The organism is Vibrio sp. 1F255 (assembly GCF_041439145.1).
Taxonomy (GTDB): Bacteria; Pseudomonadota; Gammaproteobacteria; order Enterobacterales; family Vibrionaceae; genus Vibrio; species Vibrio crassostreae_C.
Genome location: NZ_JBGONQ010000057.1, coordinates 1 through 13,851 on the forward strand (window position 1 = coordinate 1; position 13,851 = coordinate 13,851).

Consider the following 13,851-nt stretch of genomic DNA (forward strand, 5'->3'; position numbering starts at 1 on the left):
ACCTCAGCCTTCCAAGCTGATGATGCGGGTTCGATTCCCGCTGCACGCTCCAACTTATCCTTAAGTGTCATTACATGTTTTCTTCCAGCGACACCCTATTCAAAAAACTTCTCCGCTCGTTAAATCTATAAGCATTGATCCATATAGCTTAAGCCTATTTTGTTAAGTCTAGATTGACCAACCAACGCTAATTAAGCAGCTAGCGCTATTAGCTCCTTAAATCGCTTCGAATTTCTTAAACCTTTCCCATCACATATTGCAGCCTAGCTTTTTTGATGATTTTCAAAATTGTTCCAATTTAATAATCTTGGTCAATATCCGAAAAAACAGTTGTGTTAATGTGCGCGCATTAGCAACAACCCATAAATAATAAAAAATGTTTAAAAGCAATGAGTTAACAATAAACATCGATGCAATTAATGTCGCACTGTCAAAAGTCGAAAATGCGAACAAAATTCAGCTAGATACATTGAAAGGTTATGTGAACAGCGAGCCTGAACAGGCTGTACTGGCTTTTCGATCGCTGAATGAAGCAGAGTCAATCGATGACAAGTTTAAAAAGATCATGGCAGAGCTACCGCACCTGAGCGGCGAAGCACACCACCTGCTTGAAACTTCTATCTTGCTACAGTGACTATGAATAAAGATAAGCCTCAGCGAATCCCTCACAGCAAAGCGCTTTAGGTATAAGTTAAGACTTGTCTTTAATTTTCTAGCCCTCATTGAATTTCTAATTCAACAAAGCGCTATTGATTAACGTCTAAAGCGTTAACGACTTCACCATACCCGCTTCAGCGTGACCAGGAATATTACACGCGAACTCTACGTTATTATCACCATGGAAATGCCACAACAATTGCTTCGCTTTACCCGGCTTAACCGTAACTGTGCTACCCGAGTCATGAGCGTGATTACCCATATTTTTCATCATTTCACGGTGCTCTAATTGCTCTGAAGCAGAACCAATCGAGAATTCGTGATCAATCTTGCCTGTGTTCATCACAACAAACTGCACCACGTCGTTTGGCTCAATATCAACCTTGTTCCTAAATGTGATTTTCATATCGTCACTTAGCAGAACATGAACTACTTTATCCGGCTTTGCGCCTGTCGCTGGCATACCCACTTCAGACATACCTTCCATATTCATCATCGAATGGTCCATCTTTCCATCCTTCATCATGCTGTGATCCATTTTTGAATGATCCATCTCCCCATTTTTCATCATTGAGTGATCCATGCTTGAATGGTCAACAGCTGAGTGGTCCATTTCAGCAAAAGCCGTTGCAGTAGTTAACGTCAGTGCAATCGCAATAAGTGTCTTTTTCATGATCGTTCCTTAGATTAATTCAGTTATTTATTTGTTAGTTTCACATGTTCATGTGGTACGCCCTTACCCACTCTGTATTGGTAAGTAAGGGCTAATAATCAATACGTTATTTGTTTGTCTCGTTTTGGCTGCGCGTGATCTCACGTTGTTTCCAGAGCTTAAAGATTGCAGGCAACACCAGTAGAGTAAGCAGTAGTGCAGACGCCATTCCGCCTATCATCGGCGCAGCAATTCGCTGCATCACTTCAGAGCCCGTTCCCTCGCCATACATAATTGGAATGAGGCCAATAATCACAGTAAGTACCGTCATCATCACTGGGCGAACACGCAGTCCTGCGCCCTCACGAATCGCATCCGTTAAGTCTTCACTCTGAAGTGCTTGCTGGTTCTGCTCCGCATCCAATTTTTTGTAGTGCCATGCTTGGTTTAGGTAGACCAACATAATGACGCCTATCTCAACAGCTACCCCGGCAAGGGCGATAAAGCCCACACCCACCGCAATCGAGAAGTTGTAATTGAGGACATGCATCAGCCATAGGCCACCAACCATCGCGAGTGGCAATGTCAGCATAATCATCATCACCTCACCGACACGGCGGAAGCTGAGGTAGAGCAATAACATGATGATGGCGATGGTAATTGGCACAACGACACTTAAACGTTCTTTGGCGCGCTCCATGTATTCGTATTGACCAGACCATGCCAGTGAATATCCGGCAGGCAAGACGATTTGATCTGTAACGACTTTTTGCGCCTCTGCCACATAAGAACCAAGGTCGCGACCTTCGATGTCAACGAACACCCAGCCATTAGGACGCGCGTTCTCCGTCTTAATCATTGGTGGCCCATCTTCATAGCGAATATCCGCGACATCAGACAAAGCAATTCGCGCTCCATTTGGTGTCACTAACGGCAGGTTCTGCAGCTTAACGACAGAATCACGATAGCTTTGTGGATAACGAACATTGATTGGATAACGCTCTAGTCCCTCAACGGTTTCGCCCACGTTCATGCCACCAACCGCAGTCGAAATAACCTGTTGCACTTCTTTAATGCTCAAGCCATATCGCGCAGCAGAACGGCGTTTGATGTCTATCGTCACATAACGACCACCCGCAACACGCTCAGCGTAGACAGAAGCCGTACCACTGACGCTGTTGAGGATGGGTTCAAGTTGAGAGCCAATATCCTCAATCACGCTCAGATCTGGGCCTGCGATTTTGATACCAATTGGCGTTTTGATACCGGTCGCCAACATGTCGATACGCGTTTTGATTGGCATGACCCAAGCATTGGTCAAACCGGGGAATTGAATCAGATCATCAAACTCTTTACGCAGAGACTCCGTAGTGACACCGTCACGCCACTGATCTCGCGGTTTAAGCTGAATAACCGTTTCAATCATAGTCAGTGGCGCAGGATCGGTTGCTGTCTCTGCTCGACCAATTTTGCCCCACGTGGTTTCGACTTCTGGAATGGTTTTGATGAGTTTGTTGGTTTGTTGCAACAACTCACGCGCTTTACCAATTGAGATGCCCGGATACGTGGTTGGCATGTACATCAAATCCCCTTCATCCAAAGGAGGAATGAACTCACTACCAAGCTTACTGGTTGGGTAATAAGCAGACGCCATTAAGCCAAGTGCGATAACAATCATCACCTTGGGATACTTGAGGCTGAGGTTCAGAAGCGGTTTATACATCGCCACTAGGCTTCGGTTTACTGGGTTTTTGTGTTCAGGTAACACGTTGCCGCGAATGAAGTAACCCATTAGCACAGGAACAAGCGTGATAGCCAAACCGGCTGCAGCGGCCATTGCATACGTCTTGGTAAATGCAAGTGGCGAGAACATCTTGCCCTCTTGCCCTTCTAGCGCGAACACAGGCACAAAACTCAAGGTAATGATAATCAGAGAGAAGAACAGCGGTGCGCCAACTTCTTCTGCTGCCTTACCAATCACCTGCCAACGGTTTTTGTCAGTGAGCGGAGTCCGTTCAATGTGTTTATGAACGTTCTCGATCATCACGATGGCACCATCCACCATGGCGCCAATCGCAATCGCTATACCGCCAAGAGACATGATATTGGCGTTAATACCCTGCCAATGCATCACAATGAATGCACCCAAGATACCAACAGGCAGGCTTAGTGCGATAACCAGTGATGAGCGGATATGGAACAAGAACAGCGCACACACCACGGCGACCACGATGAACTCTTCAGCCAGCTTCTTCCAAACGTTTTCAACGGCTGAATCAATCAAAGTCGAACGGTCATAAGTCGCGACAATCTCAACACCATCAGGCAAGCCAGCTTGCAGTTCAGCGAGTTTGGATTTAACCGAGTCGATCACTTCACTGGCATTTTCACCAAAGCGCATCACGATAACGCCGCCAACCGCCTCGCCCTCACCATTGAGTTCCGAGATACCACGACGCATTTGTGGGCCAAGGTTAATGTCAGCAATGTCACCTAATAGCAGCGGAGTACCTTTGTCTGTCACTTTTAACGGCAAAGATTGAATGTCTTCGATGCTTGTAAGGTAACCCGTGGTGCGAACCATGTGTTCGGCTTCGGCAATCTCAACAACAGACGCTCCTGTTTCTTGATTACCATCTTGGATTGCCTTGTTGACTTGCTGAAGCGTCAGGTCATATGCACGTAACTTGGCAGGATCAATCTGTACTTGGTACTGCTTCACCATGCCGCCAACGGTCGCCACTTCAGACACGCCTTCTACAGTTTGCAATTCATACTTCAAGAACCAATCTTGCAAACTACGAAGTTCCGCTAAGTCATGCTGACCGGTTTTATCTTGCAACACGTAGCTGTAAACCCAGCCCACACCGGTTGCATCTGGCCCTAGTGTTGGCTTGGCACTCGATGGCAAGTTAGGTGCAACTTGGCTTAAGTACTCCAACACTCGTGAACGCGCCCAGTACATATCGGTATCGTCATTGAAGATGATATAGACATAGGAATCACCAAAGAACGAGTAGCCACGAACTGTTTCAGCACCCGGTACAGCAAACATGGCGGTGGTCAATGGATAGGTAACCTGATCCTCGACCACTTGTGGGGCTTGCCCCGGATAACTGGTTTTGATGATCACCTGAACATCTGACAAATCAGGAATGGCATCGACAGGTGTATTTTTAACGCTGTATAAGCCGCCAAATACGATGGCTACAGTAGCAACCAACACTAAGAAGCGGTTGCTAATAGACCAGCGAATGATTGCATTGATCATAGTTCGCCCTCACCCGTGCTATTCGTCGGTTCGAGAGATTTGAGCACATAATCAGAACCTTGCTTCGCCACTAGAAACCGAATGGTTTGACCCTCGGCAAACTCAGATAAATCAAGGTCATCACTGGCTTGGAAATTCATTTCACCCGCTTTCCAATTCCACTCAGGGACTGGCTGATGTTTTACAGTGATCATGCCAAAATCTGCCATCAACATGGTAATGTCACCCGTTACCCAAACTTCGCCGGCGATCTTGTGTTTGTTGACCTTGTAATCAACAACCTCGTATTGCCCTGACTCTGTCTTTCTCATCTCAAAGTCAATTGCCTTACCACGTTGCACGTCACTCATGTCCAAGCCTTCCACAAAGGTGAAATTCATCACCATGCCCGGCCAATCCCATTCTGGAACAGGCTGATGGTTAATCGTCACCATACGGCTGCCTTGCATAACATCGGAAATTTCACCGTTTGCCCATACGGTTTCCGCTTCTTCCTCAACACCATTGATGCGTGACAGATCAGCTGATTGGCTCGATTCAGAATCCAACATGAAGTGTGCAGAAGTGACAATACTCTCACCTTGCTCTAGCCCTTGAAGCACCTCTATTTTTTCGCCAGCTTCACGACCAACCTCAATACGAGCAGAGCGATACTTGCCAGAACCTTCTGACATCACCACTCGAGTCATACCACCGGAGTGAATCACCGAAGATCTTGGGATAGTAAGAACCGCTTCATCACTAATGGGTTTCAGCGCAATATTTGCAAACATATTTGGCTTAAGCTCGCCATTTGGATTGGAGAACTTCAAACGAACGCGCAAGGTTCGAGTTTTTGGGTCAAGGATTGGGTAAACGTAATCAACATTACCCACCCACTCTTTGCCGGGAATGGCATCTAGAGTCATCACCGCATTGCTGCCTGACGAGATCCAGTGCGCTTGACGCTCAAACACCTCAGCATCAACCCATACTTCGCCTAATGGACCAGCACTGATCACCGCTTGTGCAGGTGAAAGGTAACCACCTTCTCGGATATTCAGACTTGCGATGACACCATCGGCTGGCGCTTTGACTTCAATGGTTTGCGAGGCTTTGCCTTTGCGCGTAATAGCGCGGATTTGAGTCTTATCAACACCCAAGGTAATTAAGCGTTCAGTCGAGCCCTTGATCAAACCTTTACGACCCGTTTTATAAGCACTGATCAACTCTTCTTGTGCTTTAACAAGCTCTGGAGAATAGAGTGTGAAAAGCACATCACCTTTGTTTACCTTCTCACCCACTGCGTTGATGTAGAGCTTCTCAACCCAACCAGCTGCTCTTACGTTGGTTTGCCACAATGTACTTTCATCGAACGCCACATAACCCACGGTTTCAATCCGAGGAGATAGCGCTTCGAACTTAACTTTCGCTGTTTTGACACCCAGATTATTTTCTACCGACGAATCAATGAACACGGTACCGGGCTCATCTTTAACACCACTTGAGTCATCCGCGTAAACAGGGATTAAATCCATCCCCATAGGTGACTGACCCGGCTTGTCTCGCTGATAATTTGGGTCCATCGGAGCCACCCAATACAGAGGTTCATCCTTGGCCTGTTTACTTACATCTGCGCCTGTACTCGTTGCCATTGCTGACATGTCATGTGCTGGATTAATTAGAAAATGGTTCACACCAAAACCCAATGCACCACCGACCAATAAAGCGATTGTTGCTACTTTTACTGAACTCATTGTCTATTCCCTTATTGATTGGCTGTGTGTTTAGTTGCGCTTGAATTGAGTTGTGGTTGGTTTACTTGGTATTCAAAGCCACTGACTAACGCCGCCAGTTTGCTGTTAACGATGTTGAGATCGGTGATCAAACGTTGTTGCTCTAACTTAAGCGCCAGCTCATCGGTCGTTGCTAAAATGACATCGTTAAACTGAGCGGTATTGTTTTGATAGCCCCTCTCAACCGCGCTGATTCGCGCTGCGGTTTGAGGAAGCAAGGACGTTTGATAGCGATCTAATCGCTGGATCAGATTTGATCTGTCCACCAGCAATGCATTCACTTGCGCGTTCATTTGGGAAAGTAAGGTGTCTTTTTGAGATTTAGCCGCACCAACTTGATACTGAGCAGCCGATAAGTTTTTATCTTGTCGGTTCCCTGTAAACAGCGGGATGTCGACAGTCAGATAAGCACTTACCAGATCAGAAGCTGGTTCACCCACCATGTTATTGGCTTGACGGTGTGCATACATCACTTCCACCCCAAACTGCGGGGTATAAGCTTGCTCGGCTAACTCAACCTGAGTTTGATTGGAGGAAATACTGACATCGGAGATCTTAACCAAAGGATGGTCAGTCAGTAGCTGGTAGTGTTTAGTTGAATCGATATTGGTCGCTAATTTGCTTTCCAACAATGACCAATCGATTTGGTTAGTTGCATTCAGTGTGCCCTGAGAATCAAGAACCTGAGAGCCTAGCCAATCAGAACCCAACCATTCAGAAAGCTGAGAGATTAGACGACGCTGAACCTGCTGGTTTGCCTGAAGTTTCTCATCAAGCTTGCTCACTTGGAGCTGAGCATTAAGCAGATCTTGCGCTTCGCTTTTACCAATCGAGTAATTGGTTTGTACATAGTTTTCAAGCTCAACCAACAAACGACGATTTTGACGAATCACCGACTCAGCCTTTTGCTGATAACCCAACTCAAGCCAAAGCTGCGTCATGCTATTAGCAACCGTCAATTCTCTTGCGTGCACCTGCAAAGCTAACGCATCAGCCTGCTGGCCTGCCTTTTTCTGTTGGAGGTTAAGCGTATCGCCACGCTCAAACTGCTGCATCAGCCCTACCGATATATTGGTCATCGGGTCTTCGTCGAATTGAAAGCTATCGACAGGCAAACCGCCAAATCCAACTTTCAATTTCGGGTCCATTAAGGTCGAGCTGGCAATGCCCGTTTCTCGCATCGCTTGAGACTGAGCAAAGTACTGTTTGCGATTTCCATCTTCGCTTAAAGCAATCTCAATCAGTGTATTGAGTTGCTGCGTCGAGCTTGCTTGGTCATGTGCTGAAATGTGTTGAGCATTTGAAGCTGACGCCGTGGTAGCCGCGAGCATAGCACTTGAAAACAAGGCCATAGGCAAGGCAGCAGCAACCACTAAGCTCGTGTTCATGACAAACACAGAGGTTGTTGGTTTCATATTCACAATGAATGTCCATATCTAGCGCTAATTAGCGCATAAAAAAGAATGGCTTATCAGATTTATCTAACTGATAGAGCTGTATTTTTAGATATAGATTTATGCGGAAGGTGGGCGTAGCAAAGATTGAGCGCGTGCGACTTTCTGGCCAATCGTGACCGATTGAAAACGAGCTAATGAAAAGGAAAGTTGATCAACGGCTTGAACAGCCTGAATTGGATAGGGACTTGCAGAACACATTGAGGCACAGCAATCGACACTCGAACAATGGTTACCCATCATCGAGCTACCGTCTTCGCTCATTGAAGACATATCGCATTGAGCCATCAAAGCATGGGCACTCATGTTAGAGTCTTCAGCGTGTACTTCTTCACTCATCACATGACACCCTGCCATTGATTCATTAACCGAAGTATCGCTGTGGTAACAAGCCGACTTGCTCGACCCCATTTCCATCATCATTACTTCAGTCATCAAGGCTGAGGAGCTTGAGGCATAGCTAGACATCAACATCGCAATGATGCTGAAAACAATAATCCAAGTTTTTCGGAATGTGTTTGTCATAGCTTACCTTTGAATTTACAACGCAACTATAAACGTTCCCCTTAGGGTAAGGTCAATGCCATTGTGCCGATATTTACCTGACCGTTGAAAAAGTATTCATCCTCTCTTTCATCAAAATGAGATAATTCTTCGACTTTGCAGTTTTTTCTTTAAAAATTATCCAATTAGCTAGCGAAACCTCTATCTGTGTATTTTACTTAAGATAGTGCAACCACGATTCACGGATGATAAAAATGGCTAACAAAAAAAACGTCGAAGCAAACAAGAAAAATACAGAAATCAAAAATAAGAAAAGTAACAAGCTAGAACAAAAGAAACCAACACAAAAAAAGAAGCGCAGACTGCATTCACATCTAAAAGTGAATATCCCACTTTTTCAGTCACTCATGATGATTTTGCCATCATTGGCTAAACACGCTGCTGCGGAAAGTATAGACAATTCCAGCGACGCTGCAGATCAAGTAACCGCAAATAACGTGACCGAAAAAGATGTCACCGATGACCATAGCAAGGCGGACTCATCAGCGGTTGCTCTCCAAGACGCTCAGGCGAGTGACAACGACGTAAACTCCACCTTAAGTGCAAGTCATGCCGCCCATGGTTCGAGCTCTCACTTGGTTCCTTCTCATCATTTGTCGACGCTTTCTCACCCGCAAGTCCATTACATTCCTTCGGTATCGATGCCGACTATCTCCTCAGGGAGTAACGGTCAGCCGACTCATTCGAATGCGCCTACGACGCCCGCTTTACCCGTCACCTTTATGCCAGAAGTCATAAAAGGTACGTACGGAGAGCTTCATGTTGATGCAAATGGTCAATACACATTCGTATTGAATCCAAATTCTCCTCAATACATCCTGTTAAACCAGCACCAACCATGTACTGATCATTTTGCGTTACATCTATCTAATGGCTCGAGCATCATTGTTCAGATACCGGTAACAGGTAAGCAAGACACGCCAAATATTTCTGGAGACTTAACAGGTGTGGTAACAGAAGATCACAATATTGATTCACAAGGCTTGTTACATGCGAACGGCAAAATCGATGTCATAGACCCTGACCAAAATGAAAGTTCGGTTACGCCGGAAGTTATCTCAGGTAAATATGGTTCATTAACTATCGATGCTGATGGACATTGGCAGTATCAAGTTGATAACTCGCTCTCTAATGTTCAAGCTTTAACCGCAGCCACTTCACTGCATGAAAGTTTCACAATTCACACCAAAGACGGCACGCCTCAAACGATCGATATGACGATTGGCGGAAACGACGACAATGCCGTAATTACGGGTGTGGATGCTGGCACGTTAACTGAAGATTTAACGACACAAGTTCAAGGGCAGCTTTCGGTAACGGACTCTGATCTTGGAGAGGACCACTTTCAAGCCTCACAAGTGACTAGTAATTTCGGTACGCTAAGCATCACCAAAGACGGTGCGTGGACATACAGTTTAGACAACAATAACCCAGTAGTTCAAAGACTTGGCCAAGGTTCAACTGCGACAGACATCGTCACTGTTCACTCTGCCGATGGCACACCTCACAACGTAACTATCAACGTGAGAGGCACTAATGATAATCCAGTAGTAAGCAGTCAATCTCCACACCTCCCCTCAAAGGCAAATATTAGTGCACCTCCTTCGGGACTGGGGAAAACCATATATGAGGATGTAAATGTGCAAAATGGCCATTTACATACCGGCGGTCAATTACATGTTGATGATAAAGACTTCAACGAATCAACATTTTTGCCTGAGAATCTACATGGGGCTTATGGCGAATTAAAACTTACGAGTCAAGGCACTTGGTCTTACATTGCTAACAATAACAATCCGAATATAGAACAACTGAATAATGGCGACACGCTAACCGAGCGCTTTAAAATACATACAAAAGATGGATCGGTATTTGAACTTAATGTTTATATCAATGGCACCAACGATAAAGCGACGGTCAGTACAGCAACGGTCAGTATAGATGAAACCGACAGAGCGGTAACGGCTTCAGGTACGCTAACCAGTACTGACGTGGATAACCCAGACAATACCTTCACGCCAGGTTCCATTGCAGGCACAAATGGCGACCTCACCATTGATGTCAATGGTCATTGGGCGTTCACCGCCAACAGCGCGTTTAATAAATTGAACGTCGGCGATAAAGTCGAAGAAACCTTCACGGTGTCATCCATCGATGGCACACCGTCGACCATAAAAGTGACGATCAATGGCACCAATGATAAAGCTACTGTCAGCAGTGCGACCGTCGCCATCGATGAAACCGACAAAGCGGTAACTACCTCAGGTACGCTAACCAGTACTGACGTGGATAATCCAGATAATACCTTCACACCCGATTCCATTTCCGGTACCAACGGTGACCTGACTATTGATGCCAATGGTCATTGGTCGTTCACCGCGAACAGTGCGTTTAACCAATTAAACGTCGGCGATAAAGTCGAAGAGACTTTCACTGTCTCGTCTATTGATGGCACACCGTCGACCATCAAGGTGACGATTAATGGCACTAACGATGCAGCGACAGTCAGTACCGCAACAGTCAGTGTGGATGAGACTGATAAAGCGGTAACGACATCAGGAACGTTGACCAGTACTGACGTGGATAATCCAGATAATGCATTCACACCGGATTCTATTTCAGGTACCAACGGTGACCTGACTATCGATGCTAATGGTCATTGGGTGTTCACCGCGAGCAGCGCGTTTAATCAGTTAAACGTCGGCGATAAAGTAGAAGAAACCTTCACGGTGTCGTCTGTTGATGGAACACCGTCCACTATCAAGGTGACAATCAACGGTACTAACGACACCGCTACTGTCAGCAGTGCGACCGTCGCTATCGATGAAACTGACAAAGCGGTAACGACATCAGGAGCTCTCACCAGTACCGACGTGGATAATCCAGATAACGCATTCACACCGGATTCGATTACTGGCACCAACGGCAACCTCACCATTGGTGCTAATGGCCAATGGACATTCACCGCCAACAGTGCGTTTAATCAATTGAACGTCGGCGATAAAGTCGAAGAAACCTTTACCGTCTCTTCCGTTGATGGCACACCGTCGGCCATCAAAGTGACGATTAATGGCACCAATGACGCAGCTACTGTCAGCAGCGCGACCGTTGCCATCGATGAGACTAACAAAGCGGTAACAGCTTCAGGTACCCTCACCAGTACTGACGTGGATAATCCAGATAATACCTTCACACCCGATTCCATTTCAGGTACCAACGGTGACCTGACTATCGATGCTAATGGTCATTGGGTATTCACCGCTAACAGCGCGTTTAATCAATTGAATGTCGGCGACAAGATCGAAGAGACCTTCACTGTCTCGTCTGTAGATGGCACAGCGTCAACGATCAAAGTGACAATTAATGGCACCAATGATAAAGCGACGGTCAGTACCGCAACGGTCAGTGTGGATGAAACTGACAAAGCGGTAACTACCTCAGGCACGCTAACCAGTATCGACGTCGATAATCCAGATAACGCATTCACACCGGATTCGATTACTGGCACCAATGGCGACCTGACTATTGATGCCAATGGCCATTGGACATTCACCGCCAACAGCGCGTTTAATCAACTAAACGTTGGTGATAAAGTCGAAGAAACCTTCACTGTGTCGTCTGTTGATGGCACACCTTCGACCATCAAAGTGACGATTAACGGCACTAACGATGCAGCGACAGTCAGTACCGCAACGGTCAGTGTGGATGAAACTGACAAAGCGGTAACGACATCAGGAACGTTGACCAGTACTGACGTGGATAATCCAGATAACACTTTCACACCTGATTCAATAATTGGCTCGAACGGCAACCTAAACATCGACGCCCATGGCCATTGGACATTCACCGCCAACAACGTATTTAATCAGTTAAATGTTGGCGATAAAGTTGAGGAAACCTTTACGGTCTCTTCCATCGATGGCACCCCATCAACGATCAAAGTCACGATTAACGGCACTAACGACGCCGCTACTGTCAGCAGTGCGACCGTCGCTATCGATGAAACCGACAAAGCGGTAACAACCTCAGGCACCCTAACCAGTACCGACGTAGATAACCCAGACAATGCGTTCACTCCAGACTCCATTGCAGGCACAAATGGCGACCTCAACATTGATGCCAATGGTCACTGGGTATTCACCGCTAACAGCGCGTTTAATCAATTGAATGTCGGCGACAAGATCGAAGAGACCTTCACTGTCTCGTCTATTGATGGCACAGCGTCAACGATCAAAGTGACAATTAATGGCACCAATGATAAAGCGACGGTCAGTACCGCAACGGTCAGTGTGGATGAAACTGACAAAGCGGTAACGACATCAGGAACGTTGACCAGTACTGACGTGGATAATCCAGATAATGCATTCACACCGGATTCTATTTCAGGCACCAACGGTGACCTGACTATTGATGCTAATGGTCATTGGGTCTTCACCGCCAACAGTGCATTTAATCAATTGAATGTCGGCGATAAGGTCGAAGAGACCTTCACTATCTCGTCTATTGATGGCACAACGTCAACGGTCAAAGTGACGATTAACGGGACTAACGACGCCGCTACTGTCAGTAGTGCGACCGTCGCCATCGATGAAACCGACAAAGCGGTAACAACATCAGGAACATTGACCAGTACCGACGTCGATAACCCAGATAATACATTTACACCGGATTCCATTGGAGGCACCAACGGTAACCTGACTATTGACGCTAATGGTCATTGGACATTCACAGCCAACAACGCGTTTAATCAATTAAATGTCGGCGATAAAATAGAAGAAACCTTCACTGTCTCGTCTATTGATGGCACACCGTCAACCATAAAAGTGACGATTAACGGGACTAACGACGCCGCTACTGTCAGTAGCGCGACCGTTGCCATCGATGAAACCGATAAAGCGGTAACGACATCAGGAGCTCTCACCAGTACCGACGTGGATAATCCAGATAACGCATTCACACCGGATTCGATTACTGGCACCAACGGCAACCTCACCATTGGTGCTAATGGTCATTGGGTGTTCACCGCCAACAGTGCGTTTGATCAATTGAACGTCGGCGATAAAGTCGAAGAGACCTTCACTGTATCGTCTATTGATGGCACAACGTCAACGGTCAAAGTGACGATTAACGGCACTAACGACGCCGCTACTGTCAGTAGTGCGACCGTCGCCATCGATGAAACCGACAAAGCGGTAACAACCTCAGGCACCCTAACCAGTACCGACGTAGATAACCCAGACAATGCTTTCCAGCCGGATTCTATTTCAGGCACCAACGGTAACCTGACTATTGATGCCAATGGTCACTGGAGCTTCACTGCCAACAGCGCGTTTAATCAATTGAATGTCGGCGACAAGATCGAAGAGACCTTTACGGTATCGTCGGTTGATGGCACACCGTCAACCATCAAAGTGACGATTAACGGCACTAACGATGCAGCGACAGTCAGTACCGCAACAGTCAGTGTGGATGAGACTG

Annotated in this window: 7 protein-coding genes; 2 read left to right on the plus strand and 5 right to left on the minus strand. The window is 46.4% G+C overall.

What is annotated here, in order from left to right:
• Nucleotides 1-376: 376 nt before the first annotated feature.
• Entirely contained in the window at nt 377-634 is a 258-nt protein-coding gene (locus ACED41_RS20845; RefSeq protein ID WP_017078262.1) for a hypothetical protein, read from the plus strand.
• Nucleotides 635-760: 126 nt separating this feature from the next.
• Here the strand turns inward: ACED41_RS20845 and ACED41_RS20850 are convergent, their stop codons facing one another.
• The 5 genes from ACED41_RS20850 to ACED41_RS20870 form a co-directional block, all read right to left on the minus strand.
• Nucleotides 761-1,330: a cupredoxin family protein gene (locus ACED41_RS20850; RefSeq protein WP_371725607.1), complete on the minus strand. Its 570-nt coding sequence runs from the start codon at nt 1,328-1,330 to the stop codon at nt 761-763.
• A 106-nt stretch (nt 1,331-1,436) separates the two neighbouring features.
• Complete coding sequence (locus ACED41_RS20855; RefSeq protein WP_371725608.1) at nt 1,437-4,580, minus strand: efflux RND transporter permease subunit; 3,144 nt, start codon at nt 4,578-4,580, stop codon at nt 1,437-1,439.
• Nucleotides 4,577-6,316, minus strand: a complete 1,740-nt coding sequence (locus ACED41_RS20860) for an efflux RND transporter periplasmic adaptor subunit (RefSeq protein ID WP_371725609.1) — start codon at nt 6,314-6,316, stop codon at nt 4,577-4,579. The genes ACED41_RS20855 and ACED41_RS20860 overlap by 4 nt, the downstream gene beginning before the upstream one ends.
• An 11-nt stretch (nt 6,317-6,327) precedes the next feature.
• Nucleotides 6,328-7,770, minus strand: coding sequence for a TolC family protein (locus ACED41_RS20865; RefSeq protein ID WP_371725612.1), 1,443 nt, complete (start codon nt 7,768-7,770; stop codon nt 6,328-6,330).
• A gap of 99 nt (nt 7,771-7,869) precedes the next feature.
• Complete coding sequence (locus tag ACED41_RS20870; protein WP_371725610.1) at nt 7,870-8,334, minus strand: hypothetical protein; 465 nt, start codon at nt 8,332-8,334, stop codon at nt 7,870-7,872.
• A 233-nt stretch (nt 8,335-8,567) separates the two neighbouring features.
• On the opposite strand from ACED41_RS20870, the gene ACED41_RS20875 reads away from it, so the two are divergent.
• On the plus strand, nt 8,568-13,851 hold a 5,284-nt coding region (locus ACED41_RS20875; protein ID WP_371725611.1), incomplete at its 3' end, for a VCBS domain-containing protein.

Excerpts from the sequence above, each read along its gene's own strand:
- ACED41_RS20870 (WP_371725610.1), bottom strand. The coding sequence starts at position 8,334 with ATGACAAACACATTCCGAAAAACTTGGATTATTGTTTTCAGCATCATT.
- ACED41_RS20860 (WP_371725609.1), bottom strand. The coding sequence starts at position 6,316 with ATGAGTTCAGTAAAAGTAGCAACAATCGCTTTATTGGTCGGTGGTGCA.
- ACED41_RS20855 (WP_371725608.1), bottom strand. The coding sequence starts at position 4,580 with ATGATCAATGCAATCATTCGCTGGTCTATTAGCAACCGCTTCTTAGTG.
- ACED41_RS20845 (WP_017078262.1), top strand. The coding sequence starts at position 377 with ATGTTTAAAAGCAATGAGTTAACAATAAACATCGATGCAATTAATGTC.
- ACED41_RS20850 (WP_371725607.1), bottom strand. The coding sequence starts at position 1,330 with ATGAAAAAGACACTTATTGCGATTGCACTGACGTTAACTACTGCAACG.
- ACED41_RS20865 (WP_371725612.1), bottom strand. The coding sequence starts at position 7,770 with ATGAAACCAACAACCTCTGTGTTTGTCATGAACACGAGCTTAGTGGTT.